Source organism: Pseudomonas sp. TE6283, from assembly GCF_054060555.1.
The window spans coordinates 1-25,383 of the sequence record NZ_JBSSDH010000021.1; the positions used below are offsets into that span (position 1 = coordinate 1).

The window sequence follows — 25,383 nt, forward strand, 5'->3', positions numbered from 1 at the left end:
CCGGCCTTGCTCCCGGGAGGACCGCGCTGCAGGGCCCATCCTGGGCCCCAGCGCTTGACGGGCATCCATGCCCGTCACCTCCCTGCGCAAGACCTCCGTTCGGCCTCCTGAAGTCGCGAAGTTACGGGCGGCGCCTAAACTGGCGCGGCTGTCGCTAGTTTGAACTTAATTAATCTATCGATCGCATCGCGGGGCAAGCCCGCTCCCACGCAATAGTCGTCGTTATATAAAACTCTGTAGGAGCGGGCTTGCCCCGCGAAAGGGCCGGAACAGCCAATACATAATTGACTGTAAAACAACTAACTTCGCATTTCTTGCTCTTGCTCTTGTTTCTAAGCGCGCGATAGTCCAGGCGCCACCAATTGCGACTTCAGGAGGCCGAGCGGAGTTCTTGCGCAGGGAGGTGACGGCCATGGATGGCCGTCAAGCGCTGGGGCCCAGGATGGGCCCTGCAGCGCGGTCCTCCCGGGAGCAAGAACGGAGCGAGGGAACCCCGAAGCGAAGCGTAGGGGCCGGATGAATGGAGCGAGGATTTTTTGGTTCCTTTTTGATCCTTCAAAAAGGAACTCGCCGTAAGGGCGAAAAGGTGACTATGCGTCACCATCGCCAATGAATGCGCTTACAACCCTCAAAACCACCACCCTGAAAGCCCAAGCCCACTCAAATCAAGGCATCACCCCAACAGTCCCATTCCCCGCCTTGGGCTGCCGGTAAAGATCCAGCAACACCTGGTCCAGCACCTGGGAAGCCCCCCAAGGCTTGGGATCATTGAGAATGGCCGCCACCGCCCAGGTGTGCCCGTTACTGTCCCGGCTGAACCCGGCAATCGCCCGCACGGTATTCAGGGTCCCGGTCTTGATGTGCCCTTCACCGGTCATGGCCGTGCGCTTGAGCCGCTTGCGCATGGTGCCGTCCATCCCCACCAGCGGCATCGAGCTGATGAACTCCGCCGCGTAAGGGCTCTTCCAGGCCGCTTGCAACAGTGCCGCCATCTCGCGGGTGCTGACCCGCTCGGCACGGGACAGGCCCGAGCCGTTCTCCATCACCAGGTGCGGCGAGGTGATGCCTTTCTTGGCCATCCACTGTCGCACCACACGCTGGGCGGCACGGGCGTCGTCGCCGTCGGCGTCGGTGCGGAACTGCGCGCCAAGGCTCAGGAACAGCTGCTGGGCCATGGTGTTGTTGCTGTACTTGTTGATGTCGCGGATGACTTCGACCAAGTCCGGCGAGAAAGCGCGGGCCAACAGGCGAGCGCTCTTGGGCACGTTCTCGATGCGGTCACGGCCCTGGATGCTGCCGCCCAGCTCGTTCCAGATTGCCCGCACGGCACCGGCCGCGTAGGTCGGGTGGTCCAGCAGCGACAGGTAGGTCTGCGAGTTGCAGCCGTCGGCGAGCTGGCCACTGACCGTGACGCTAACGCCATCAGGCTGGACTACCGGGTTGTAACGAACCTCGCCAGTGCACTGCTTGCCGGCCACGGCCTTGACCTGGTTGTCGATGCGGATGCTGGCGATCGGCGGCTCGACCGAGACATTGACCTTGCCACCGTCGTTGCGGGCGACGAAGCGCAGGGCTTTGAGGTTGACCAGCAAAGAGTCCGGCTTGACCAGGAACGGCTTGTTCTCGTCGCCGCCGTCGTCATCGAACTGCGGCAGGTTGGGCTGCACGAAGTGGCTACGGTCAAGGACCAGGTCGCCGGTCACGGTGCGCACACCGTTGGCGCGCAGATCGCGCATCAGCAGCCAGAGCTTCTCCATGTTCAGCTTGGGATCGCCGCCACCTTTGAGGTACAAGTTGCCGTTAAGCACGCCATTGCTCAGGGTACCGTCTGTATAGAACTCGGTCTTCCATTGGAAGGTCGGGCCCAGCAGTTCCAGCGCGGCGTAGGTGGTGACCAGTTTCATGGTCGAGGCCGGGTTGACCGACACGTCGGCGTTGAACACGGTTGCCGTGCCCGGGCCGTCCAGTGGCAGCATGACCAGGGACAGGGCAGAGTCCTGCAGCTTGTTGGTCTTGAGCGCCTGCTGCACCTTGGGTGGCAGGCTGGTGTTGACGGTGGCGGCCTGCACGGACAGCGAAAGGGGCAGGAACAGGCCGGCGAGCAGCAGTGGGCGGAGCGTCTTGATCATAAATGGACAAACCCTGCAGGCGAGGGGAAAAGACAACGGGGCTGTAGGGAGTGATGGCCCCAGGACAAAATGTAGTGCGCATTATGCCCCAAGCAGAACGTACATGGGCTTCATTCGACGGAAAAGCGCCGCTAGGCGCCGGAAACTGGTAAAGTGCCGCGCGTAATTAATTGAGAGGATTGTTTCATGGCTACCAACCGTTCCCGTCGCCTGCGCAAGAAACTGTGCGTGGACGAATTCCAGGAGCTGGGTTTCGAACTGAACCTGGACTTCAAGGAAGACCTGTCCGATGAAGCCATCGATGCCTTCCTCGACGCCTTCCTGGCTGAAGCCATGGATGCCAACGGCCTGGACTACGTCGGCGGCGACGACTTCGGCCTGGTCTGCAAGGCCACCCGCGGTTCGGTCAGCGAAGAACAGCGTGCCGCTGTTGAAGCTTGGCTCAAGGGCCGTAGCGAACTGACCAAGATCGAAGTCAGCCCGCTGCTGGACGCCTGGTACCCGGAGAAACCGGTCAACCCGGCTTCCTGATCGATGTCGGCGGTACGGTCCGTACCGCCTCATCCGACCTCGGCCAGGCGCTCCCGTTGCCTGGCGAGGGCTTTCTCCACGCGGCGCATGTGCCGCGCCAGCGCCTGGCGGCGTTTTTTCAGTTCAGCCAGCGACAGCTCCGTTTCCTCCAGCGCCTCGCACGCCTCGATCAATGCATGAGCATCCAGCATCCGTCCCGCGCTGAGGATCTTGTGTGCCTGTAGCGCCAGCCCGTCGCGCTCACGCTGCGGGTCGATGGCCATCAGGATCTTCAGGTCCTGGCGTAGGCTCGTTATCAGGGTGTCGAGAATGCGGTCGCGATCGGCGGGGTTGTCGCCGACGATCGCGGACAGACCTTCGAGGTCGAAGCGCGGTGGCGGGGCTGGTGGGGCGTCGTCCTGGTGGGTGATCCGTGCAATGGCCCTCAGGCGTTGTCCCAGCACCTGCAGGCCGATGGGCTTGAGCAGGCAATCGTCCATGCCGGCGTCCAGGCACTGCTGGCGAACCTCGGGCTGGGCATTGGCGGTATAGCCGAGGATGATACAGCGTGGCCGCTGGTGCAGGCGCTCCTCCATGCGTACCGTCCTGGCCAGTTGGTAGCCATTCATCTGCGGCATGTTGCAGTCGACGATAAGCACATCGAAACGACCCTCGCGCCACTTGCGCAGGCCTTCGCTTCCCTCTTCAGCGCTTTCCTGGCTCATACCCAGGTAGTTCAGTTGTTGTGCCATCAACAGCAGGTTGGCCGGATGGTCGTCAATCACCAGGATGCTCAACTGCTGGTCTGGCTGCAGGATGTCGGCGGCGGGGCGCGAAAGGGCCGTGACCGGCTCGACGCGTTGCAGCGGCATCATCAGGCGCACGCGGGTACCGACGCCTTGCAGGCTCTGCAGGGTGAGCTCGCCGCCCATCATCGCGCACAGGTCTCGGCTGATGACCAACCCCAGCCCGGTGCCGGCACGGGCGCCGTCGCTGTAGGGGTTGGCCTGCACAAAGGGTGAGAACAGGCGTTGCAGGTCCTGCTCGTGGATCCCGATGCCGCTGTCGCGCACTTCCAGGTCGAGGGTCGGCACTGCCTGATCGCCGTCGTTGCGTAAACGGACGCTGATGCGTACCTGCCCCTGTTCGGTGAACTTGATCGCATTGCTTACCAGATTCGACAGCACCTGCTTGAAGCGCAGCGGATCCAGCATTGCATGGCAGCGGGCTTCGCGAGCGATCACCACGTCCAGCACCAGGCCCTTGTGCCGGGCCACGCCATCGAACACGCGTCCTACAGACTCGACCAGGGCCGCCAGGTCGACAGGCTCGGGAGCCAGAGACATCTGCCCGGATTCGATCCGGGCGATATCCAGGATATCGCCGATCAGCCCCAGCAGGTCGCTGGCCGAGTGGTGGGCTACCTCCAGTGACGGGAGGTCCGGCTTGCCCTGTTCGGCACGCTTGAGGGCCAACTCCAGCATGCCGATAAGCGCGTTCATCGGGGTGCGGATCTCATGGCTGATGGTGGCCAGGAAGGTACTCTTGGCCCGGTTGGCATCATCGGCCTGCTGCTTGGCCAGGCGCAGGTCCTGAACCAGGTTGCGGCGTTCGCTGATGTCGATCCAACCACCGATGATGCCTTGCATCTCGCCCAACGAGTCGCGGTAGGGCAGGATCCAGTGATAGATCGTCAGTTCGCGATCCTTCAGGCGCAGCGGGCGGTCGAGAATCAGCGGCTTGCCCTGTGCCATCACTCGCTGGTAGTCGTCCTGGACCTGGAGCGTGTAGTCGCAGTCGCTGAAGGGCGCATCTTCCAAGCGTTTGCCCAGCACCTGCTCGAGGCTGGCACCGACTGCCTGCAGGTAGCTGTCATTGCAGCTTTGCAGGCGTCCCTCACGATCGCGCACATACATCGGATGGGGCGTGCCGTTGAGCAGCGCGCCCATGAACTCCAACTGGTCGTTCAGTGCCCGCTCGGCCCGCTGGCGCTGCTTGATCTGGCGGCGCAGCCGGGCATTCCATACCAGTGCGAGCACCAGCAGGACGGCAATGACCCCCACCACCTGCAGAATTACCCGACGGTAGCTGCGCCAGTAGGCGTCGTCCCGCAGGCCGTGGTCCCGCCAGCGACTGTTGATCACACCCATTTCCTCCGGCGAAATGCTCAGCAACGCCTTGTCGAGGATCGAGCCCAGTTCGTTGGCGTCGGGGGCGGTCGCCATGGAAAATGCCGCAGGCTCCGTGCCCACGGTGCTGCGGATCACCAGGTCGTTGTTGGTGGCGAGCATGTGGTTGGCATCGATCAGGGTGGCGATCGCCGCATCCACCGCGCCGCTGCCGAGCAGTACCATGGAGTAGTAGGTGCTCTCGGTGGCGACCTGGTGGATCCGTGGGTGGCGTGTCGCGAGCAGGGTGGCCACGGTGCTGTCGCGAGGCACGGCGACGCGCTTGCCGTTGAGTTGCTTAAGGCTGCTGGGCTGGTCGCTGCCGGTGTGGCTGACCAGCACGTAGGCACTTTCCAGGTAGGGGCGGCTGACCTGCAATGGGCTGCCCCGACGGGCGTCGGTGGAGAGGCTGGCGATGATATCGGCGCGGCCGGATTTGAGCTGGTCGATCATGTCGCCGTCGCCACTGGCGCGGCGGATTTCGAAGCGTAGCCCGGTACGCAGGCGTATGAGTTCGAGCAGGTCGGCGACGATGCCGCGCAGGCGATCATTGCTGTCGAAGAATGTAAGGGGCGCGGCCGTGTCGTTGACCACCACGCGCATGATCGGGTGCTCGCTCAGCCATTTTTCCTCGCGCGCCGACAACTGCAGCTTGCGGTCGGTCAGCAGGCTGCCGCTGCTGGCGCTCCAGCGCTTGAAGATATCGTTGCGGCTGGCGTTGGGCAGGGCTTCGAGCGCGGCGTTCACCAGGGTCTGAAGGGTGCGCGCGTCCTCGCGCATGGCAAAACTGAAACCCACGGCCTCGTGCTTGCCGAAATTGGCCATGCGCAGGTGCGGCAGGTGCCCCTGGCTAATCAGGTAGTGGGTGGAGATAGTGTCGCCGATGAATACGTCCGCCTGCTCGAAGGCTACGGCATTCAAAGCCTGGGTGGATGACTCGAAGGTGAGCAGCTCGGCCTTGGGGTAGTTGGTATGGATCTCCCCTGGCGGCAGGTAGTGATACAGCATGCTCAGGCGCATGCCCGCCAGGCCCGTGTCCAGTGCCCGGGTTTCATCCTCGCGGGTCACCAGCACGGGTTGGTCGATAGCGTAGGGGCGCGAGAGGGCAAGCCCCTGGGTTAACGCCTCATAGCCGTTGGCACTGCCCAGCAGATCGATATGGCCACTCTTGAGCGCCGCGACTGCCGCTGGTCGGCTGGGAAAGCGCTGTACCCGCACCGACAGACCCAGGGCACTGCCGATCAGGCCAGCATAGTCGGCAGTCAGCCCCTGGTACTCGCGTCCGCCGGTAGCGATGTCGAACGGAGGATAGTCAGGGGCCGAGGTACCCAGGACCAGCTCCCGACGCTCCGCGAGCCAGGTGCGCTGGGCTGGCGTCAGGGACGGCTGGACGGAAGCCGACGCCGAGCGGCTGAGCAGGGTATAGGTTCGACCCGTGTCAACTGTTACGCCGGCACCGTGCAGCGGCATACCCAGCCCCAGGCAGAGCAGTGATGTAACGATACACCTCCACATCATGACCTCAGACCAGTGCGTTGCGTTTGGCGACGTCGATCAACTCCACCAATGTGCTGGCGCGCAACTTGTGCATAAGGCGTTTCTTGTAAGTGCTGACAGTCTTGTTGCTGAGAAACATGCCCTTGGCGATCTCTTTGTTGCTGCGGCCCTGGGCGAACAGTTGCAAGACCATGAGTTCCCGGTCGTTGACTTGGCGAAACAGTTCCAGCTCCTGGTTGCTGCCGGTCGGGGGTGGGTTGAGCGCCTGGCTGGGGAAATAGTTGTATCCCGACAGTACGGCCTTGATGGCGCTGAGCAATTCGCTGAGGTCTTCCTGCTTGCACACATACCCGGCCGCGCCGGAATGCATGCAGCGCACGGCAAACAGGGCCGGTGATTGGGCGGTCAGCACCAGGACCTTCAGCGAAATGGCCATGGCCTGCAGGCGTGAAAGCATTTCCAGGCCGTCCAGCTTGGGGATACTGATGTCGAGGATAACCAGGTCCGGCGGGGTTTCGCGGATCATCTGCATGGCGTCCACGCCATTGTCCGATTCTCCAACTACCTTGTATCCCTGGTTTTCCAGCAACATCCGTATCGCCAGGCGTATGACGGGATGGTCATCAACTATAAAGACTGAGTGCATATTCAACATTCCAAGCTGCGCGTGAAAGCAGCCGGCACATTAGCTCAGTTGAATGTCGGCGGGCAGGGAAGTGGTTGCCAAATCAGGGATATAGGAAATTACTTACAGCGCTGGCGAAGCATTGCTACGAGCAATGACGATATTAGTAGGCGTTTGTCAGGGTTTGATCGTTTTTGTCGGTGCTATTGGTGTGCGTGTTTAACAGCAAACAATGTTGCGTGGGAAATTTCACGCATAATAAACGTGGGTGGCAAACAGACGCCTGCCACCTCGTCTCGTCATTACTTCGGACTTGAGCGCCCGGTCATTTCCAGTGCCATTTCGCTGGCGTAGCTGTCGGTCATCCCGGCGATGAAGTCGATCATGCGCAGGAAGGCGCCGTGCAGCGAACCGTGCGGGTCGGGAGCGTTGTTGCCGATCAGGTCAAGCACCCGCCGGCTCTTGAATGAGGGAGTACGGCCGCCATGCTGTTCCAGCGCCGCGCCACAGAAGGTGTTGAGCAGGATCTCCAGGGTCGTGTAGGCACCGATCTCGTGCAGGGTCTTGCGTTTGTCCTGGAAGATCTTCTTGCGGGCCATGTCCTTGGCCTGCAGCACGCAGCGTTGCGCCGGCCCGTGCATGTGCTCGACCAGGTCGCCTGTGAGCTGGCCGGCGAGCAGGGCCTTCTGCTGTTCGACGAAGGCCTGGGCGGCGGCATTGGTCAGGTGTTCGATGGCCTTGCCGCGCAGGATCGCCAGCTTGCGCCTGCGTGATTCGCCGGGCCCAAGCAGGCGATAGGTTTCCGGTAGATCATCGCCCACCAGGTCCAGCAGCAGCGATTCGACCTCGGCGTATTGCAGCAGGTCCATCTCCAGTCCGTCCTCGAGGTCGATCAGGGCGTAGCAGATGTCGTCCGCGGCCTCCATCAGGTACACCAGGGGGTGGCGGGCCCAGCGCTGGTGCTCCAGCTGCGGCAGGCCTAGCTTGCCGGCGATCTGTTCGAGCAGTCCCAGTTCGCTCTGGTAGCAGCCGAACTTGTGTTTCTTGTAGCCCAGGGCGTCGGCATGGCGTGCCGCCCAGGGATACTTCAGATAGGCACCGAGGGTGGCGTAGGTCAGGCGCATGCCGCCGTCGAACTGGTGGTACTCCAGTTGGGTGAGCACGCGAAAGCCCTGGGCGTTGCCTTCGAAGTTGAGAAAGTCGGCGCGCTGGTCGTCGCTCATGTCGTCCAGCCAGCCGCGCCCGGCGGCCTGTTGGAACCAATGGCGGATGGCATCTTCGCCGGAGTGGCCGAACGGCGGGTTACCGATGTCGTGGGCCAGGCAGGCCGACTGCACGATCATCCCCAGGTCGCTCGGCTCGCACCAGTCCGGCAGTTGCTCGCGCAGGGTCTCGCCGACGCGCATGCCCAGCGAGCGGCCGACGCAGCTGACCTCCAGGGAGTGGGTCAGGCGTGTGTGGATGTGATCGTTGCTGGATACCGGGTGCACCTGGGTCTTGCGCCCCAGGCGGCGGAAGGCGCCGGAGAAGATGATGCGGTCGTGGTCCTTGTGGAACGGGCTGCGGCCGAGTTCCTCGGGGCTGTAGAGGGCCTTGCCCAGTCGTTCGCGGGTCAGCAGGGTGTGCCAGTCCAAGGCGTGTTCTCCCATCGTAGAGTCGGGATAGCTTCCTGCGTCCGGCGCGCCCGTGCAAGTGTCGGGCGCGCCTTGGCTTCAGGGGCGGCGGCTGTTGCCGAGGAACAGGCGGATCAGCGGCACCAGGCTGGTGCCCAGGCGTACCAGGCGCGCCAGGTTGCCGCTGCGCACGCCCTTGCCGGTGAGAAAACCCAGGGCAACGACGGCGCCGATGCCCCACAGTGAGCCATGCTTGACTCCAAGGCCCTCGCCGAACGAGTTGCCCATCCCGCGCAGGCGACGGACGGGCTCAAGCAACTGGCCGGACTCGTGGCGGATTTCCTGGCGGTGCATTTCCATGCGCAGGCGCAGCAGCGCCTTGCGCAGCTCACGCGGGTTACGGGTGTTGGGCAGTTCGGGCAGGCTCATGGCAGCAGGCGCTCCCGATCCTTGGCCAACTCCTCGAGGGTGGCGTTGAACGGCGAGGACTCATCGAATACCGCGGCCTTAAGGCGCAGGCCGCAGTATAGCGCGGCGACCCCGTAGAACACGCACAGGCCGATGATCCCGGCCAGGCGGTAGCTGTCCCACAGTAGCACCAGCAGCAGGCCCGACAGCGCGGTCAGCAGCAGCAGGGCGAACACCAGGGCCAGGCCCGCGAACAACAACAGGCTGAGGGTGCGGGCCTTTTGCTCCTGCAACTCGATGCCGAACAGCTCGATATGGCTGTGCAGCAGGCCCAATATGGCCGCGCTCAGGCGCCGGCCGGAGGCGCCCGTGCCGATGGCGTCGTTATCCATGCCGGCTCCTCAGCGCTTGGCCAGCAGGCCGATCAGCAGGCCGACGCCGGCGGCTATGCCAATGGCCTGCCACGGGTTTTCCTGTACGTACTGTTCGGCGTTGCCAAGGGCCGCTTGGCCGCGGGCACGCACCGAATCCTGGGTCAGTTGCAGGGTCTCGCGGGCCTGCACCAGGCGTTCGTGGATCTGCTCGCGCAGTTCGTCGGCCTGGTCGCCGGCCAGGTTGGCGGTGTCGGCGAGCAGCTTCTCGGTGTCGCGGACCAAGGCCTGGAAGTCAGCCATCAATATTTCCTGTGCAGTCTTTGCCGATTTGCTGGCCATGGATGGGCCTCCCTGTGGATGTGTACTGGCTATTTCGAGTGATCGGTGCCGCGGAAGGTTCAGCGCGATGTGTTGGTACAGCGCTTGCTAAAAAGCGGTGCGCGTCCGCCAAGGCTTGCGCCGAAACCATGCGCCAGCGCTGCGGATACCGCTAAACCTTAACTCAATCCACGACAAACCCAAGAAAAAACCACGCAGGTTCCGCCCGGCTCACCGAAACAGGGCAGGGGCCTGGCACCGATCCGGTGCATGGATGCCGGTTCTTGAACTGTCCTGGTGCCTTTTTGCAGGTCTGCCACTTCATGGAAAACATGCACAACGCGATGGACTCACTGGTCCATGGCTCCAACACCTTGTTCATCCTCACGGGCGCGATCCTGGTCCTGGCCATGCACGCGGGGTTCGCCTTTCTCGAGGTTGGCACGGTGCGGCACAAGAACCAGGTCAACGCCTTGTCGAAGATCCTCAGCGACTTCGCCATCTCGGCCCTGGTGTATTTCTTCATCGGTTATTGGGTCGCGTACGGCGTGAGTTTCCTGCAGCCGGCGGCGACGCTGGCCAACGATCACGGCTATGCCCTGGTCAAGTGCTTCTTCCTGCTGACCTTTGCCGCAGCCATTCCGGCGATCATCTCCGGCGGTATCGCCGAGCGCGCACGCTTCGCGCCGCAACTGTGCGCGACGGCATTGATCGTGGCGTTCATCTACCCGTTGTTCGAAGGCGTTGTGTGGAATGGCAACTTCGGCCTGCAGGCCTGGTTGCAGGCGCGTTTCGGTGCGCCGTTCCATGATTTCGCCGGTTCCGTGGTGGTGCACGCCATGGGTGGCTGGTTGGCGCTGGCGGCGGTGCTGCTGCTCGGTGCACGCCGGGGGCGCTACCGCGACGGGCGCCTGGTGGCGTTCGCGCCGTCGAGTATTCCATTTCTGGCGCTGGGTTCCTGGATTCTGATCATTGGCTGGTTCGGCTTCAACGTCATGAGTGCGCAGACCCTGCAGGGGGTGAGTGGGTTGGTGGCGATCAACTCGCTGATGGCGATGGTTGGCGGCACGTTGGCGGCCCTGCTGGCCGGGCGCAACGATCCGGGCTTCCTGCACAACGGCCCGTTGGCAGGCTTGGTGGCGGTGTGCGCGGGGTCCGACCTGATGCACCCGGTGGGCGCGCTGGTCACCGGGCTGGTGGCCGGTGGACTATTCGTCTGGTGCTTCACCGCCGCGCAGAATCGCTGGAAGATCGACGACGTGCTGGGGGTGTGGCCATTGCACGGCCTGTGCGGTGTCTGGGGCGGCATCGCTTGCGGCGTGTTCGGACAGGTGGCCTTGGGCGGGTTGGGCGGTGTCAGCCTGGCCAGCCAACTGCTGGGAAGCCTGGCGGGCGTGCTGGTGGCGCTGGCCGGGGGTTTTGCCGTGTATGGCCTGATCAAGGCGCTGCATGGCCTGCGCCTGAGTCACGAAGAGGAGTTCCAGGGCGCGGACCTGGCCGTGCACAGGATCGGCGCCACCAGTCAGGATTGAGCCAGGTCAGGTGCGCGTCGGCGGGCTCGGACCTAGAATGAGCATCCATTCATGCGAATTACGGATGTCTGCATGCTCCCTGAAACCCAGTTGTTCGGCACCGTGGGGTGCCACCTGTGCGAAGTGGCCGAGGCCGTGCTGATGCCGTTCGTCGAGCACGGTCTGCTGGTCGAGCTGGTCGATATTGCCGACAGCGAAGCGCTGTTCGAACGCTACGGGCTGAGCATTCCCGTGCTACGCCGTTGCGATACCGGCGCCGAGCTGGGCTGGCCGTTCGATGCCGAGCAGGTGGTGGCCTTCCTGGGTTGAGTCGCGCATTGACGAGCAGGTGGCTCGCTCCGTATGCTGTATATAAATACAGTGTATGAGGTGAACCCATGCTAAATGTCGAGCAACTCAAGTACAGCATCAATCACATGGCTCCCGAGCGTGTGTGCGAGGCCGTGCTGGAATTGCGCCTCGACGGCATCGTCACCGACGAGCGCACGCCGTTCGGCAAGGTGCATTTCAACACCTGCTTCGCCGAGATCGAGGCGCTGTTCCAGCGTGCCGGCTTCCACCGTCCGCTGGACGTGGTGGGCTACCAGGGCCTGAGCTACGCCCTCTACGATCCGGGGCGCTGGGACGCGGTGCAGGTGCTGCGCTGGCTCAAGGCGCGTTGCGAGCCGGCCAGCGAGGCTGGTTGAGGGGCGTGGGGTAGGGGATAATGCCGCCCCCTGCAAAACCGAGCCTGATGATGATCACGCCTTTCGACCCCGCCCGCCAGCAAGCCAGCACCGTATGCCTGCCCCCAGGGTCCTGGACGACCGTGCTCGACTGCCTGTGCGATCATTTCAAGGGCATCGACCGTGAGCAGTGGCTCGACCGCTTCGCCCGGGGCCGGGTGCTGAATGCCGATGGCCAGCCTATTGCGGCGGATACGCTTTATCGGCGGGGCATGCGTTTGCACTATTTCCGTGAAGTGCCCAACGAGAAGGTGATCCCGGTGCAGGAAGAGATCCTGCATGTCGACGAGCACCTGGTGGTGGCGGACAAGCCGCACTTCCTGCCGGTCACCCCCACCGGCGAGTACGTCGAACAGACGCTGCTGCGCCGGCTCATCCGGCGTCTGGACAACCCGCACCTGGTGCCGCTGCACCGCATCGACCGACACACCGCCGGGTTGGTGCTGTTTTCCGCCAACCCGCAAAGCCGTGGCGTCTATCAGCGCCTGTTTCCCGAGCGACGCATCGACAAGCACTACCAGGCCATCGCCGCAGCCATGCCGCAGCATGACTACCCGCTGGTGCACCGCAGCCGCCTGGTGCATGGCGAGCCGTTCTTTCGCATGCATGAAGTGGAAGGAGCCGATAACAGTGAAACTCATGCCTGTGTGCTGGAGAAAAACGGCGAGCTGTGGCGCTATGGCCTGTCACCGGTCACCGGCAAGACCCACCAGTTGCGGGTGCACATGGCGGCGTTGGGCGCGGGGATCTGCAACGATCCGTTCTATCCGCAGCTGGTCAACGAGCAGGATGATTACGCACGGCCACTCAAGCTGCTGGCCCACAGCCTGCGCTTCGAGGATCCGTTGACGGGTGAGGTGCGGTATTTCGAGAGCCGGCTGACGCTCGACTGGTAAACGCATCGCGGGGCAAGCCCGCTCCCACAAATCCTGTGCAGAGTGCCAGACCTGTGGGAGCGGGCTTGCCCCGCGATGGTGTCTACCGGTTTCAGCGGTTGAAGCGTTCCACCAGCGAGTACTGGGTACCCGCGGTGCTGGTCAGTTCTTCGCTGAGCAGCGCCGAGCGCTGGGCCTGGCCGGAGGTCTGATCGGCCAGGTCGGCAATGGTGCTGATGTTGCGGCTGATCTCCTCGGCCACCGCGCTCTGCTCTTCGGTGGCGGCGGCGATCTGGGTCGCCATGTCGGTGATGTTGGCCACGGCCTCGCTGATGCCCACCAACGCCTGGTCGGCCTCCATCACCCGCTCGACACCTTCCTGGGCCTGGCGGTGGCCGGTCTCCATGGTCTGCACCGCGTTGTTGGCGGTCTGTTGCAGCTTGGCGATCAGGGTGTGGATCTGCCCGGTGGATTCGGCGGTGCGCTGGGCCAGCTGACGGACCTCGTCGGCGACCACGGCAAAGCCGCGGCCCATCTCGCCGGCGCGTGCCGCTTCGATGGCGGCGTTGAGCGCCAGCAGGTTGGTCTGGTCGGCGATGCCCTTGATCACATCGACCACGCCGCCGATCTCGTCGCTGTCCTTGGCCAGCTGGGTGACGGTCAGCCCGGTCTCGCCCACGGCGGCGGACAGCCGCTCGATGGCGTCACGGGTTTCGCCGGCGATGTTGCGGCCTTGGCTGGTCAGGCGATTGGCTTCCTGGGTGGCGTCAGCGGTGCGCTGGACATGGTTGGCCACTTCCTGGGTGGTGGCGGCCATCTGGTTGACGGCGGCGGCGACCTGCTCGGTTTCCACCCGCTGGCGCTCCAGGCCCGAGGAACTCTGGTGGGCCAAGGCGTCGGACTGGCGTGCCTGGTCGCTGAGCTGCTCGGCGCTGTCCTGCAGGCGGGTCAGGCAGGTCTTCATCCGTGCGTCCTGGCTGAGCATGGCCATTTCCAGGCGTGCCTGGACACCGCGGCTGTCGGTGTACATCTGCGCGATCAGCGGGTCGGAAGTGGTCTGTTCGGCCAGGCGTAGCAGGCGCTTGAGGCCGCGCTGCTGCCAGCTCAGGCCGAGCAGGCCGAGCGGCACCGACAGGCCGGCGGCCAGGGCGAATCCCCAGGAGTGGCCGAGCCAGTTGCCGATCAGGAAGCCGATCTGGCTGACCAGGATGAACGGCAGCCAGTCCTGCAGCACCGGCAGCCACTTGTCGCGTTTCGGGATGGCCGAGCGGCCCTGGTTGATGCGCTGGTACAGCGCCTCGGCGCGGCGGATCTGCTCGGCGGTGGGCTTGACCCGCACCGACTCATAACCAATTACCTGGTTGTTGTCGAAGATCGGCGTGACGTAGGCATTCACCCAGTAATGGTCGCCCGACTTGCAGCGGTTCTTGACGATGCCCATCCACGGCAGGCCTTGCCTGAGGGTCTGCCACATGTGGGCGAACACGGCCGGCGGCACATCGGGATGGCGCACCAGGTTGTGCGGCGCGCCCATCAATTCCTCGCGGGTGAAACCGCTGATCTCGATGAAGGCATCGTTGCAGTAGGTGATCACGCCCTTGGCGTTGGTGGTGGAGATCAACCGCTGCTGGGCAGGGAAAGTCCGTTCTCTCTGGGTAATCGGCTGGTTGTTACGCATTGGCTGTTCAATCCGCAAGGCTTTCGACGGGTATCGGCAAGCCTCTGGTTTTATTGAATGAATATTTAACTGGCTTGATCTGGGGCAAGGTGCCATCAGTGCCGCTGAGCTAATGCAGCCCACCTGATCGCAGCCGTTGCCGCCAATATTGCAGTTTTATTTATAAATGATGACGAATAGGTCTGATCATGACCGATTGTTCAATGCGGGGCCAGCATCGGGTAGCTGAAAGCGGCGAAGTGCGCCAGGTTGACGCAGGTGTGGCAGAGCACCGCCGCCGCCAACCCGCCATGGCGATAGGCCAGACCATACCCCACTCCGGCCAGGGTCGCCAGGTAGAACCATTGCCAGCCACCGGCCAGGTGCGCAAGGCCGAATAACAGCGCGGCGACCAGCAATGCCAAACCCTCGTGCCTGAACAGTCGTTGCAGGCCGCCCTGGATGTAGCCACGGAACAGCAGTTCCTCGGTCAGGCTTACCAGTAGCAGGTTGTTCAGCAGCCACAGCCAGGCCTGGTCGGGCCATTTCGGTGCCCAGGCCAGCATGCCCAGGGCCCAGGCGCCGCCCAGGCAAGCGAGCAGGGTCAGGGGCAGGGTCAGCGCCAGGCCCGGCAACAGGCCGCGTGGGCGCAGCATGACCAGCCACGGGCAGGCCAGCAGCAACCACAGGCCGATCAGGGGCTTGTCGAGGTTGAGGTACAGGGAGAAGGGCACGGCGCCGTCGCTGAGCACGGCCTTGTCGATCACCTTGGCGCTGTGGAAGCCAGGTAGCCAGTGCAGGGCCAGGGCGATGGCCAGGAGGATGAACAACAGGTGGCCGAGGCTTTGTTGCCAGCGCTCCGGACGGCGGGCGAGCAGGGCACTGCACAGCAGGGCGAGCAAGGCGGGCAGGGCAGCGAGACCGAGGCTGCCGTAGGTCAGGGCGGTCGCATAGCCGAGGGCGAGCAGGATCAGGGCGATCCAGTGGGGAAGAGGCATGACATTTCCTTAGTGCCGGTGAATCCGAGGAGGGTAGGACTCCTCGTTTGGCCGTCAGGACACCTGAAATCAGCCACGCGGGGCAAGCCCCCCACATTGCGTGGGAGCGGGCTTGCCCCGCGATGGGGCCTTACCCTGCGATCAATTGCCGCAGCACATAATGAAGGATCCCTCCCGACTTGAAGTACTCCACCTCATTGAGGGTATCGATCCGGCACAGTACCTCGATCTGCTCCTGGCGCCCGTCCTCGCGGGTAATGCGCACCGGCAGGCTCATGCCCGGGCGGATCTGCGCGCCGCCAAGGCCCAGCACATCGATGCGTTCCTTGCCGGTCAGCCCGAGGCGCCTGCGGTCGTCGCCAGCCTTGAACTGCAACGGCAGCACGCCCATGCCCACCAGGTTGGAGCGGTGGATGCGCTCGAAGCTTTCCGCCAGCACTGCCTTGACCCCCAGCAGGTTGGTGCCCTTGGCCGCCCAGTCGCGGCTGGAGCCGGTGCCGTATTCCTGTCCGGCGATCACCACCAGCGGCGTGCCATCCTGCTGGTAGCGCATGGCGGCATCGTAGATCGACAGTTTCTCGCCCGTGGGTACGTACAGTGTGTTGCCACCTTCCTCGCCACCGAGCATTTCGTTGCGGATGCGGATGTTGGCGAAGGTGCCGCGCATCATCACCTCATGGTTGCCGCGCCGTGAGCCGTAGGAGTTGAAGTCCCGCGGTTCCACGCCCTTGCTACGCAGGTAGCGGCCGGCCGGGCTGTCGGCCTTGATGTTGCCAGCCGGGGAGATATGGTCTGTGGTCACCGAGTCGCCGAGCAGGGCAAGGATGCGCGCGCCGTGGATATCGCCGATTTCCGGCAGTGGTCCACTGATGTCGTCGAAGAACGGCGGGTGCTGGATATAGGTGGAATCGTCCTGCCAGACATAGGTGGCCGCCTGGGGTACCTCGATGGCCTGCCACTGGGCGTCGCCGGCGAATACTTCGGCGTATTCCTTGTGGAACATGCGCGTGTCGACATTGCCCACGGCCTCGGCGATCTCCTGCTGGCTGGGCCAGATATCGCGCAGGTACACGGGCTTGCCATCCTTGCCGGTGCCCAGCGAGTCCTGGGTCAGGTCGACGCGCACGCTGCCGGCCAAGGCGTAGGCCACCACCAGCGGCGGCGAGGCCAGCCAGTTGGTCTTGACCAATGGGTGCACCCGGCCTTCGAAGTTGCGGTTGCCCGACAGTACCGAAGCCACGGTGAGGTCGGCGCTGCCGATGGCTTTCTCGATCGCCTCGTCCAGGGGACCGGAGTTGCCGATGCAGGTGGTGCAGCCATAGCCGACCAGGTCGAAGCCGAGCTGATCCAGATAAGGCGTGAGACCGGCGGCCTTGAAGTAGTCCGTCACCACCTTGGAGCCTGGGGCCAGCGAGCTCTTGACCCAGGGCTTGCGGGTCAGGCCCTTCTCCACGGCTTTTTTCGCCACCAGCCCGGCGGCCATCATCACGCTGGGGTTGGAGGTGTTGGTGCAGGAGGTAATGGCGGCGATCACCACGGCGCCGTCGCGCAAGGTGTGGGTCTGGCCGGCATGGCTGTAGTCGATCTCGCCGGCCTGGTCGGCATTGCCCACCGCCACCCCACCACCGCCTTCGCTTTCCAGGCGGCCGACCTCCTTGGCCAGGGGTTTGGGCTGCAGTTCGATGAAGTGGTCGAAGGCCTGGGCGACCTGGCCCAGGGCGACCCGGTCCTGCGGGCGTTTGGGCCCGGCGAGGCTGGCTTCGACGTCGTTCATGTCCAGTGCCAGGGTGTCGCTGAACAGCGGCTCCTGGCCTGGCAGGCGCCACAATCCCTGGGCCTTGCTGTAGGCCTCGACCAGTTGCACGGCCTCTTCGGGGCGCCCGGACAGGCGCAGGTAGTCCAAGGTCACCTGGTCCACCGGGAAGAAACCGCAGGTGGCGCCGTACTCAGGGGCCATGTTGGCAATGGTGGCGCGGTCGGCCAGCGGCAGGTCGGCCAGGCCGTCGCCGTAGAACTCGACGAACTTGCCCACCACGCCCTTCTTGCGCAGCATCTGTGTCACCGTAAGCACCAGGTCGGTGGCGGTGATGCCCTCGCGCAGCTTGCCGGTGAGCTTGAAGCCGATGACCTCGGGGATCAGCATCGACACCGGCTGGCCGAGCATCGCCGCCTCGGCCTCGATACCACCGACGCCCCAGCCGAGCACGCCCAGGCCGTTGATCATGGTGGTGTGCGAGTCGGTGCCGACCAGGGTGTCGGGGAAGGCGTAGGTGCGGCCGTCCGCCTCACGGGTCCACACGGTGCGCCCCAGGTACTCGAGGTTGACCTGGTGGCAGATGCCGGTGCCCGGCGGTACCACGCGGAAATTGTCGAAGGCGCTCTGGCCCCAGCGCAGGAAGGCGTAGCGCTCGCCGTTGCGTTGCATCTCGATGTCGACGTTCTGGGCGAAGGCATTGGGGCTGGCGTAACGGTCGACCATCACCGAGTGGTCGATCACCAGGTCCACCGGCGACAACGGATTGATTCGCTGTGGGTCGCCGCCGGCCTTGGCCATCGCCGCGCGCATGGCGGCCAGGTCGACCACCGCCGGTACGCCGGTGAAGTCCTGCATCAGCACCCGCGCCGGGCGGTACTGGATCTCGCGGTCGGAGCGACGCTCCTGCAGCCACTGGGCCAGGGCGCGCAGGTCGTCGCCGGTGACGGTCTTGCCGTCTTCCCAGCGCAGCAGGTTTTCCAGCAGCACCTTCAGTGACATGGGCAGGCGCTGCAGGTCGCCGAGCTGGCGCGCGGCATCGGGCAGGCTGAAATAGTGGTAGACACGGTCGGCCACCTGGAGAGTCTTGAGGGTTTTCAGGCTATCGAGCGAGGGCATTTACAACTCCTTGTGCTCCGGTGCCCGGCGATTGCGTGTCGCTCGCCGGTGTCACCGCTCTGGACCGGTCCGCACGGCACGGACCTGGCTGAACAGTCAGGTTAGACCGGTTTGTCTGGCCTGACCCTTTTCTGGACCGATGGGGCGTGTCGTCGGTTCCGATCTTCCTTTATCATTCGCCGCCCTGGCGCCGTCTGCGCCAGTGATGTGGAGTGAAAAATGAATACCCTGTTCATGCATTGCCGGCCCGGCTTCGAGGGCGAGGTCTGCGCCGAAATCAGCGAACACGCCGCCCACCTGGGCGTGTCCGGCTATGCCAAGGGCAAGCCGCAGAGCGCCTGCGCCGAGTTCGTCTGCAGCGAGCCGGACGGTGCCGAACGCATGATGCAGACGCTGCGCTTCTCGCAGCTGATCTTCCCGCGCCAGTGGGCCCGCGGCACCTACGTCGAGCTGCCGGAGACCGATCGCATCAGCGTGCTGCTCGAGCACCTGGCCGCGCTGCCGGTGTGCGGCAGCCTGTGGCTGGAAGTGCTCGACAGTAACGATGGCAAGGAGCTGTCGACCTTCTGCCGCAAGTTCGAGGTGCCGCTGCGCAAGGCCCTGGAAAAGGCCGGGCGGCTGGTGGACGACGCCCGGCGGCCACGCCTGCTGCTGACCTTCATCAGCGGCCGGCGGGTGTTCCTGGGGCTTGCCGAGGCCGACAACTCGGCGCTGTGGCCGATGGGCATCCCGCGCCTGAAGTTCCCCCGCGAAGCCCCTAGTCGCTCGACCCTCAAGCTCGAGGAGGCGTGGCACCAGTTCATTCCCCGCGAGCAGTGGGACCAGCGCCTGAACGACGACATGACCGGCGTCGACCTGGGCGCCGCGCCCGGCGGCTGGACCTACCAGCTGGTCAAGCGCGGCATGCTGGTGACCGCCATCGACAACGGGCCGATGGCCGAAAGCCTGATGGACACCGGCCTGGTCACCCACCTGATGGCCGACGGCTTCACCTGGAAGCCCCGCCAGACCGTCGACTGGATGGTCTGCGATATCGTCGAGAAGCCGGCGCGCACCGCTTCGCTGATCGAGACCTGGCTGGGCGAAGGGCTGTGCCGCGAGGCAGTGGTCAACCTGAAGCTGCCGATGAAGCAGCGCCACGCCGAGGTGCGCAAGCTGCTCGAGCGCATCGAGGCCGGGTTCAAGGCGCGCAATGTGAAGGTGTCGATCGCCTGCAAGCAGCTGTATCACGACCGCGAGGAAGTGACCTGCCACCTGCGCCGGCTGGACCTGAAACCGCGCTGAGGCCAGCGCGGGGGCTGTGACAGCCCCGCTTGATGCGCCACAATGACGATCATTTTGCGGAGCCCTACATGACCGATTTCACCCATGATGCGATCCTCGACGCCACCGGCCTGAACTGCCCGGAGCCGGTGATGATGTTGCACAAGCACGTGCGCGAGCTGGCCGGCGGCGGCGTGCTCAAGGTGATCGCCACCGACCCGTCGACCCGCCGCGACATTCCCAAGTTCTGCATCTTCCTCGGCCACGAGCTACTCGGCCAGCAGGAAGAGTCCGGCACCTACCTGTACTGGATCCGCAAGAAGGCCGACTGAGCCGCCTGTGATCGCGCTACACTGCGCTCCCCCTGACAGGAGAGCGCCATGCTGATTGTTGCCGACGAGAATATCCCGCTGCTCGATGCCTTCTTCGCCGGTTTCGGCGAGATCCGCCGTTACCCCGGCCGGGCCATCGACGCCGCCTGCGTCAAGGATGCCGACGTGCTGCTGGTGCGCTCGGTGACCCGCGTCGACCGGCAACTGCTCGAAGGCAGCCGGGTGCGTTTTGTCGGCACCTGCACCATCGGTACAGACCACCTTGACCTCGAATATTTCGCCCAGGCCGGTATCCACTGGAGCAGCGCGCCGGGCTGCAACGCCCGTGGCGTGGTGGACTACGTGTTGGGCAGTTTGCTGACCCTGGCCGAGCTTGAAGGGGTAGAGCTGGGCAAGCGGATCTATGGCGTGGTCGGCGCCGGCGAGGTCGGTGGCCGTCTGGTTAGGGTGCTGCACGGCCTGGGCTGGAAGGTGCTGGTGTGCGACCCGGTGCGCCAGGCCGGCGAGGGCGGCGACTTTGTCGACCTGGAGACGATTCTTGATCAGTGCGACGTGATCAGCCTGCACACGCCGCTGCAGCGCGGCGGCGAGCACCCGACCTGGCACCTGCTCGACCATTCGCGCCTGGCGCGGCTGCGTGCCGGCGCCTGGCTGATCAACGCCAGCCGCGGCCCGGTGGTAGACAACGCGGCCCTGCGCGAATTGCTGCTGGACCGCGAGGATGTGCACGCGGTGCTCGATGTGTGGGAGGGCGAGCCGCAGGTGGACCTGCAACTGGCCGATCTTTGCACCCTGGCCACGCCGCATATCGCCGGCTACAGCCTGGATGGCAAGCAGCGGGGCACGGCACAGATCTACCAGGCCTTCTGCCGCTGGCGCGGGGAACCCGAGCAGGTATCCCTGGCCGATCTTCTGCCGGCTCCGGGCCTGGCGCAGATCGAGTTTGACGCGAACGCGGACCCGGCCTGGGCGCTGGCCACCCTGTGCCGGGCGGTCTATGACCCCCGCCGTGACGATGCGGATTTCCGTCGCAGCCTCAGTGAAGACCCAGCCGACCAGCGTGCGGCGTTTGACCTGCTGCGCAAGCACTATCCGGTACGGCGTGAGATCGAGGGGCTGGCAGTGCGTGTAGGTGGGCAGGCGCCGCAACTGGCGCAACTGGTCAGTGCTCTGGGGGCGGTGCTGGCCTGACGGCCGGCCAATAAAAACCCGGCGCAAGCGCCGGGTTGCACGCAATTCGGGGTCAGGCCTTGCCGGTTTTCTTGACCCGGCTCTCTTCCAGGTCCTTGCAGGCCTTCTGGATCATCTGCTCGGTGATCGGGACCTCACGGCCCTGGGCATCGATGATCGAGCCGCAGACCTGAGGTTGCGGACGGTTCTGTGTCTTGGGCGTGTCGGTGCTGTGCTGCAAGCTCATGTCCTGTCTCCTCTTTCAGGTTCAAGCTCAAGGTAGCGCTTCGCCGTGACTGGTCTGTGACAGTTTTCGGCGTCATGCCGGATCAGTCCAACAGAAACGGTGGTAAAGCTCTAGTCGCAGGTTAGAACGAATGGGCATAGTCACTGTCGTTCTATTCGTTCATGGGACGGCGTCGTATTCCCGGACGTTGCACAGGGCCGACGAGTGGTAGTCTTGGTCTTGTCTCCGTATGGAACCACCCTCGCCATGCCCGATCCTATCTCTGCCCGCCAGCGCCGCGCCCTGTACCTGGGCTGGCGCTTCGTTCGTCCCTATCGCCGCCAGGCCCTGCTGGCCTTGCTGGCACTGGTGGTCACCGCCGCCATCACCCTTTCCATGGGCCAGGGCATCCGTCTGCTGGTCGACCAGGGCTTCATGACCGGCTCGGCGCACCAGCTCAACCAGACCATCGGCCTGTTCCTGCTGCTGGTGGTGGGGCTGGCAGTGGGGACCTTCGCTCGTTTCTACCTGGTGTCGTGGATCGGGGAGCGCTGCGTGGCCGATATCCGCCGGGCGGTGTTCGACCACCTGATCGGCCTGCATCCGGGCTTCTTCGAGGACAATCGCAGCTCTGAGATCCAGTCGCGGCTGACCGCCGACACCACCTTGCTGCAGTCGGTGATCGGCTCGTCGCTGTCGATGTTCCTGCGCAACGCGCTTATGGTGCTGGGCGGGGTGATCCTGCTGTTTGTCACCAATCCCAAGCTGACCAGCATCGTGGTGCTGGCACTGCCGCTGGTGCTGGCGCCGATCCTGCTGTTTGGCCGGCGTGTGCGCAGCCTGTCGCGGCAGAGCCAGGACCGGGTGGCCGACGTGGGCAGCTATGTCGCCGAGACCCTGGGCCAGATCAAGACGGTGCAAGCCTACAACCATCAGGGGCATGACCAGGCGCGCTTCGCCGAGACCGTGGAGGCGGCGTTCGGCGTGGCGCGCCGGCGCATCGCCCAGCGCGCTTGGTTGATCACCCTGGTGATCGTGCTGGTGCTTGGGGCGGTGGGGGTGATGCTCTGGGTCGGTGGCATGGATGTGATTGCCGGGCGCATCTCTGGTGGCGAGCTGGCCGCCTTCGTGTTCTACAGCCTGATCGTCGGCAGTGCCTTTGGCACTCTGAGCGAGGTGATCGGCGAACTGCAACGGGCCGCGGGTGCCGCCGAACGTATCGCCGAGCTGCTGGCGGCGCAGACGGCGATCCTGGCGCCAACGCAACCACAGGGGCTGGCGCAGGGCCGCGCCACAGGCGATATCCAGCTGAGCGACGTGCGCTTCGCATACCCATCGCGCCCCATGGCGGCGGCCATTGATGGCCTTAGCCTGCACATCCGCCCGGGCGAGACCGTGGCCCTGGTCGGGCCGTCGGGGGCCGGCAAGTCGACCCTGTTCGACCTGTTGCTGCGTTTCTACGACCCGCAGGAGGGCGAGATTCTGCTCGATGGCCGATCGATCACCGGGCTGGAGCCTGCCGAGCTGCGCCGCCAGTTCGCCCTGGTGGCCCAGCAACCGGCACTGTTCCGTGGCACGGTCGAGGCCAACATCCGTTACGGCCGGCCCGACGCCAGCCTGGCTGAGGTCGAGGCGGCGGCGCGCAGCGCCCATGCCGATGAATTCATCGCCCAGTTACCCCAGGGCTACCAGACGCTGCTGGGCGAGGGCGGCGTGGGCTTGTCCGGCGGCCAGCGCCAGCGCCTGGCGATTGCCCGGGCGCTGTTGGTGGATGCGCCGATCCTGCTGCTGGACGAGGCCACCAGCGCCCTGGACGCGCAGAGCGAGCACCTGATCCAGCAGGCCTTGCCGCTGTTGATGGCCGGGCGCACCACGCTGGTCATCGCCCACCGCCTGGCGACGGTGCAGCATGCCGACCGTATCGCGGTGATCGACAAAGGCCGACTGGCGGCAGTCGGCAGCCATCGACAACTGATCGAGCAAAGCCCACTCTACGCACGCCTGGCGGCGCTGCAGTTCAACCCGGCCTGAGCGGCCATGGCTGTCGCAGTTTTGTAACAATTCTGTAGCAATTGCCTGAGACTATCTGCCTCGCTGTTGCGCAGCTGCTCGCCCTCGCTGCCATCGCCCGATGGCGGCGTTTTCGGGCCAGCGAAAGAGGACAAGGATGCCTCCGTCGGCGGTGCCGTCGTGTGCCGTTTTCCCTCTTCCTTGTTCCGAGATCCGCAATCTTGCGTAAATCCCTCAGAGTGCAAATTCTCTCCCTGCTCGGCGGCAGCCTGCTGGCGATCCTGCTGATCGCCCTGGTGTGCTTCCAGTTCCTGTCGTCCAGCGTGCGCGGCTATGCCGAGCTGGTGGATGGGCCGTTGCGTGCCTCGCAACTGATAGACGAAGCCAATCTGCAGTTCAAGATCCAGGTGCAGGAGTGGAAGAACGTGCTGTTGCGTGGTCGCCAGCCAGCGGAGCTGGACAAGTACTGGCAGCAGTTCCAGGCCCGCGAACAGCAGGTGCAGCAGTTGCTGGGGCAACTGATCGACAGCAGCGAGCCAGCGCTCAGGGCGCGCCTGGAGCAGCTCAAGGCCAGTCACCGGCAGCTGGGCTCGGCCTACGCGCAAGGTCGCCAGGCGTTCCTGGCCGCCGGCGGCGACCCGGTGGCGGGCGACCTGGCGGTCAAGGGCGTGGACCGTGCCACCAGCGACCAGATGAGCGCGTTGGTGGAGCAGTTGCGCGCCGATGCCCACGGGCGTGCCGCCGCCATCAGCGCCAGCGCCGAGCGCACGGTGTGGCTGGGCGTGCTGGTAATGCTGGGTTCAGCTGTGCTGGTCGGGCTGTTCAGCCTGTGGCTGGTCAACCGTAGCCTGGTCGAGCCGATCCGCCAGCTGATCGATTATGTCGCCCAGCTCAGCCAGGGGCGTTTCGCCGCCCGCGTCGACAGCCGCCGCGAGGATGAACTGGGACGCCTGGCGCTGGCCGCCAATACGCTGCGTGACTTCCTCGCCGATACCGTCGGACGCCTGAAGGACAATGCCGAGGAGCTGGAAACAGCCAGCGCCCGGTTGCGCAGCATCGCCGGCGACATGGCCCACGGCACCCACGACCAGTTCCAGCGCACCGACCAGGTCGCCACGGCCATGCACGAGATGTCGGCCACCGCCCAGGAAGTGGCGCGCCACGCCGCCGACGCCGCCCGCGCCGCGGACGAGGCCGACCACAGCGCCCAGGCCGGCGAGCAGGTCATGCAGCGGACCATCGCTACCATCGCCGTGGTCAACCGCGAGATCGCCGGTACCGCGACGGTGATCCGTCACCTGGAGCACGACAGCACGCGCATCGGCAAGGTGCTTGAAGTGATTCGCGGCATCGCCGAGCAAACCAACCTGCTGGCGCTCAACGCCGCCATCGAGGCCGCCCGTGCCGGCGAAGCCGGGCGCGGCTTCGCGGTGGTGGCCGACGAGGTGCGCAGCTTGGCCCAGCGCACCGCGGCGTCGATCGCCGAGATCCACCAGATCATCGAGGCCGTGCAGTCGGGCGCGGTAGAGGCGGTCAAGGCCATCGAAAGCGGCCAGCAGCGCAGCGAGGAGGGCGCTGAGCAGGTGCAGCAGGCCGGGCAGATGCTGCAGCGCATCACCACGGCGGTTGAAGCGATCCGCGACATGAACCGGCAGATCGCCACCGCTGCCGAGGAGCAGACCAGCGTCGCCGAGGACATCTCGCGCAACCTGGTCGAGATCACCCGCATCGCCACCGCCAACCAGGAGGCCGTGCAGCACACCGAACAGGCCGGGCAGCGCTTGCACGGATTGTCGGGACAGTTGGGCGAGGTCACTTCCCGCCTGAGCGCTTGAAATCGCCTTCGCGGGGCCAGCCCGCTCCCACGCGATCGTGGGAGCGGGCTGGCCCCGCGATGCTTTTAAGGGTGGGGAAATCCGCCAGTTTCGCATGGGGTATCAGATGCCTGTGGCGGATTGTCGCCATCCACTGGGTAGCCGGGAGCGCCAGGGGCGGCATCAGTCGCGACCCAGGTCAACCTGGCACACTCTCTGCTTTACGCCGCCCCGGGCCACGGCCCGAGGCGATCGTGCCCCGATTTC

21 protein-coding genes and 1 pseudogene are annotated in these 25,383 nt (G+C 64.9%); 11 read left to right on the top strand and 11 right to left on the bottom strand.

From position 1 onward, the window contains the following. Positions 1-665: 665 nt before the first annotated feature. The gene (gene dacB, locus ACVWZ5_RS21940; protein ID WP_062574638.1) at positions 666-2,129 is read right to left on the bottom strand and encodes a D-alanyl-D-alanine carboxypeptidase/D-alanyl-D-alanine endopeptidase; all 1,464 of its coding nucleotides are present in this window, start codon (positions 2,127-2,129) and stop codon (positions 666-668) included. 186 nt (positions 2,130-2,315) lie between these two features. On the opposite strand from dacB, the gene ACVWZ5_RS21945 reads away from it, so the two are divergent. Next, a complete protein-coding gene (locus ACVWZ5_RS21945) occupies positions 2,316-2,660 on the top strand; it encodes a YggL family protein (RefSeq protein ID WP_028692777.1) in 345 nt (114 codons plus the stop codon). A 29-nt stretch (positions 2,661-2,689) separates the two neighbouring features. Here ACVWZ5_RS21945 and ACVWZ5_RS21950 read toward each other — a convergent pair whose 3' ends face one another. The 6 genes from ACVWZ5_RS21950 to ACVWZ5_RS21975 form a co-directional block, all read right to left on the bottom strand. Next, on the bottom strand, positions 2,690-6,277 hold the full coding sequence (locus ACVWZ5_RS21950; RefSeq protein WP_336196874.1) for a transporter substrate-binding domain-containing protein: 3,588 nt from the start codon (positions 6,275-6,277) through the stop codon (positions 2,690-2,692). Positions 6,278-6,329: 52 nt separating this feature from the next. Further along, a complete protein-coding gene (locus ACVWZ5_RS21955) occupies positions 6,330-6,950 on the bottom strand; it encodes a response regulator transcription factor (RefSeq protein WP_084941379.1) in 621 nt (206 codons plus the stop codon). A 281-nt stretch (positions 6,951-7,231) separates the two neighbouring features. Further along, positions 7,232-8,563, bottom strand: coding sequence for a deoxyguanosinetriphosphate triphosphohydrolase (locus tag ACVWZ5_RS21960; RefSeq protein ID WP_062574636.1), 1,332 nt, complete (start codon positions 8,561-8,563; stop codon positions 7,232-7,234). 78 nt (positions 8,564-8,641) lie between these two features. Continuing rightward, the gene (locus ACVWZ5_RS21965) at positions 8,642-8,971 is read right to left on the bottom strand and encodes a hypothetical protein (RefSeq protein ID WP_062574635.1); all 330 of its coding nucleotides are present in this window, start codon (positions 8,969-8,971) and stop codon (positions 8,642-8,644) included. Beyond that, entirely contained in the window at positions 8,968-9,342 is a 375-nt protein-coding gene (locus tag ACVWZ5_RS21970) for a phage holin family protein (protein WP_457340851.1), read from the bottom strand. Before ACVWZ5_RS21970 ends, ACVWZ5_RS21965 begins: the two co-directional genes overlap by 4 nt. Positions 9,343-9,351: 9 nt before the next feature. Further along, positions 9,352-9,663, bottom strand: coding sequence for a DUF883 family protein (locus tag ACVWZ5_RS21975; RefSeq protein ID WP_028692771.1), 312 nt, complete (start codon positions 9,661-9,663; stop codon positions 9,352-9,354). A gap of 302 nt (positions 9,664-9,965) precedes the next feature. Here ACVWZ5_RS21975 and ACVWZ5_RS21980 point away from each other — a divergent pair, with 302 nt between their 5' ends. The 4 genes from ACVWZ5_RS21980 (at position 9,966) to ACVWZ5_RS21995 (ending at position 12,795) form a co-directional block, all read left to right on the top strand. Then, positions 9,966-11,174: an ammonium transporter gene (locus tag ACVWZ5_RS21980; protein ID WP_062575753.1), complete on the top strand. Its 1,209-nt coding sequence runs from the start codon at positions 9,966-9,968 to the stop codon at positions 11,172-11,174. A 72-nt stretch (positions 11,175-11,246) separates the two neighbouring features. After that, positions 11,247-11,483: a glutaredoxin family protein gene (locus ACVWZ5_RS21985; RefSeq protein WP_050704806.1), complete on the top strand. Its 237-nt coding sequence runs from the start codon at positions 11,247-11,249 to the stop codon at positions 11,481-11,483. Positions 11,484-11,551: 68 nt separating this feature from the next. Next, a complete protein-coding gene (locus ACVWZ5_RS21990) occupies positions 11,552-11,860 on the top strand; it encodes a hypothetical protein (protein ID WP_050704807.1) in 309 nt (102 codons plus the stop codon). A gap of 50 nt (positions 11,861-11,910) precedes the next feature. Further along, positions 11,911-12,795: a pseudouridine synthase gene (locus tag ACVWZ5_RS21995; protein WP_336196887.1), complete on the top strand. Its 885-nt coding sequence runs from the start codon at positions 11,911-11,913 to the stop codon at positions 12,793-12,795. A gap of 91 nt (positions 12,796-12,886) precedes the next feature. Here the strand turns inward: ACVWZ5_RS21995 and ACVWZ5_RS22000 are convergent, their stop codons facing one another. The 3 genes from ACVWZ5_RS22000 to acnA all read right to left on the bottom strand — a co-directional run bounded on the left by ACVWZ5_RS22000 (position 12,887) and on the right by acnA (position 18,301). Further along, positions 12,887-14,452, bottom strand: coding sequence for a methyl-accepting chemotaxis protein (locus ACVWZ5_RS22000; protein WP_062574632.1), 1,566 nt, complete (start codon positions 14,450-14,452; stop codon positions 12,887-12,889). A gap of 200 nt (positions 14,453-14,652) precedes the next feature. Beyond that, positions 14,653-15,429: a CPBP family intramembrane metalloprotease gene (locus ACVWZ5_RS22005; protein WP_280070538.1), complete on the bottom strand. Its 777-nt coding sequence runs from the start codon at positions 15,427-15,429 to the stop codon at positions 14,653-14,655. Positions 15,430-15,559: 130 nt separating this feature from the next. Beyond that, positions 15,560-18,301 carry an aconitate hydratase AcnA gene (gene acnA / locus ACVWZ5_RS22010; protein ID WP_280070539.1) on the bottom strand — a complete coding sequence of 914 codons (2,742 nt, stop codon included), beginning with the start codon at positions 18,299-18,301 and terminating at the stop codon, positions 15,560-15,562. Positions 18,302-18,520: 219 nt separating this feature from the next. Between acnA and rlmM the strand changes: the two genes are divergently transcribed. The 3 genes from rlmM (at position 18,521) to pdxB (ending at position 21,087) form a co-directional block, all read left to right on the top strand. Beyond that, complete coding sequence (gene rlmM, locus ACVWZ5_RS22015) at positions 18,521-19,585, top strand: 23S rRNA (cytidine(2498)-2'-O)-methyltransferase RlmM (protein WP_457340852.1); 1,065 nt, start codon at positions 18,521-18,523, stop codon at positions 19,583-19,585. A gap of 68 nt (positions 19,586-19,653) precedes the next feature. Continuing rightward, positions 19,654-19,896, top strand: a complete 243-nt coding sequence (tusA, locus tag ACVWZ5_RS22020) for a sulfurtransferase TusA (RefSeq protein ID WP_028692762.1) — start codon at positions 19,654-19,656, stop codon at positions 19,894-19,896. Between the two features lie 48 nt (positions 19,897-19,944). Next, on the top strand, positions 19,945-21,087 hold the full coding sequence (gene pdxB / locus ACVWZ5_RS22025) for a 4-phosphoerythronate dehydrogenase PdxB (protein ID WP_062574629.1): 1,143 nt from the start codon (positions 19,945-19,947) through the stop codon (positions 21,085-21,087). A 52-nt stretch (positions 21,088-21,139) separates the two neighbouring features. Here the strand turns inward: pdxB and ACVWZ5_RS22030 are convergent, their stop codons facing one another. Continuing rightward, entirely contained in the window at positions 21,140-21,313 is a 174-nt protein-coding gene (locus tag ACVWZ5_RS22030; RefSeq protein WP_167388413.1) for a PA1571 family protein, read from the bottom strand. A gap of 246 nt (positions 21,314-21,559) precedes the next feature. Between ACVWZ5_RS22030 and ACVWZ5_RS22035 the strand changes: the two genes are divergently transcribed. From ACVWZ5_RS22035 to ACVWZ5_RS22045, 3 genes and pseudogenes are all read left to right on the top strand, one after another. Further along, a complete protein-coding gene (locus ACVWZ5_RS22035) occupies positions 21,560-23,323 on the top strand; it encodes an ABC transporter transmembrane domain-containing protein (RefSeq protein WP_062574628.1) in 1,764 nt (587 codons plus the stop codon). A 770-nt stretch (positions 23,324-24,093) separates the two neighbouring features. Beyond that, positions 24,094-24,204 (top strand): annotated as a pseudogene (locus tag ACVWZ5_RS22040) (hypothetical protein); the annotation flags it as partial. Positions 24,205-24,432: 228 nt separating this feature from the next. Further along, entirely contained in the window at positions 24,433-25,137 is a 705-nt protein-coding gene (locus ACVWZ5_RS22045) for a methyl-accepting chemotaxis protein (RefSeq protein ID WP_425049088.1), read from the top strand. Positions 25,138-25,383: the final 246 nt, after the last annotated feature.

Coding starts and splice junctions, on each gene's coding strand:
- dacB (WP_062574638.1), bottom strand. CDS start 2,129: ATGATCAAGACGCTCCGCCCACTGCTGCTCGCCGGCCTGTTCCTGCCC.
- ACVWZ5_RS21945 (WP_028692777.1), top strand. CDS start 2,316: ATGGCTACCAACCGTTCCCGTCGCCTGCGCAAGAAACTGTGCGTGGAC.
- ACVWZ5_RS21950 (WP_336196874.1), bottom strand. CDS start 6,277: ATGCCGCTGCACGGTGCCGGCGTAACAGTTGACACGGGTCGAACCTAT.
- ACVWZ5_RS21955 (WP_084941379.1), bottom strand. CDS start 6,950: ATGCACTCAGTCTTTATAGTTGATGACCATCCCGTCATACGCCTGGCG.
- ACVWZ5_RS21965 (WP_062574635.1), bottom strand. CDS start 8,971: ATGAGCCTGCCCGAACTGCCCAACACCCGTAACCCGCGTGAGCTGCGC.
- ACVWZ5_RS21970 (WP_457340851.1), bottom strand. CDS start 9,342: ATGGATAACGACGCCATCGGCACGGGCGCCTCCGGCCGGCGCCTGAGC.
- ACVWZ5_RS21975 (WP_028692771.1), bottom strand. CDS start 9,663: ATGGCCAGCAAATCGGCAAAGACTGCACAGGAAATATTGATGGCTGAC.
- ACVWZ5_RS21980 (WP_062575753.1), top strand. CDS start 9,966: ATGGAAAACATGCACAACGCGATGGACTCACTGGTCCATGGCTCCAAC.
- ACVWZ5_RS21985 (WP_050704806.1), top strand. CDS start 11,247: ATGCTCCCTGAAACCCAGTTGTTCGGCACCGTGGGGTGCCACCTGTGC.
- ACVWZ5_RS21990 (WP_050704807.1), top strand. CDS start 11,552: ATGCTAAATGTCGAGCAACTCAAGTACAGCATCAATCACATGGCTCCC.
- ACVWZ5_RS21995 (WP_336196887.1), top strand. CDS start 11,911: ATGATCACGCCTTTCGACCCCGCCCGCCAGCAAGCCAGCACCGTATGC.
- ACVWZ5_RS22000 (WP_062574632.1), bottom strand. CDS start 14,452: ATGCGTAACAACCAGCCGATTACCCAGAGAGAACGGACTTTCCCTGCC.
- ACVWZ5_RS22005 (WP_280070538.1), bottom strand. CDS start 15,429: ATGCCTCTTCCCCACTGGATCGCCCTGATCCTGCTCGCCCTCGGCTAT.
- acnA (WP_280070539.1), bottom strand. CDS start 18,301: ATGCCCTCGCTCGATAGCCTGAAAACCCTCAAGACTCTCCAGGTGGCC.
- rlmM (WP_457340852.1), top strand. CDS start 18,521: ATGAATACCCTGTTCATGCATTGCCGGCCCGGCTTCGAGGGCGAGGTC.
- tusA (WP_028692762.1), top strand. CDS start 19,654: ATGACCGATTTCACCCATGATGCGATCCTCGACGCCACCGGCCTGAAC.
- pdxB (WP_062574629.1), top strand. CDS start 19,945: ATGCTGATTGTTGCCGACGAGAATATCCCGCTGCTCGATGCCTTCTTC.
- ACVWZ5_RS22030 (WP_167388413.1), bottom strand. CDS start 21,313: ATGAGCTTGCAGCACAGCACCGACACGCCCAAGACACAGAACCGTCCG.
- ACVWZ5_RS22035 (WP_062574628.1), top strand. CDS start 21,560: ATGCCCGATCCTATCTCTGCCCGCCAGCGCCGCGCCCTGTACCTGGGC.
- ACVWZ5_RS22045 (WP_425049088.1), top strand. CDS start 24,433: ATGTCGGCCACCGCCCAGGAAGTGGCGCGCCACGCCGCCGACGCCGCC.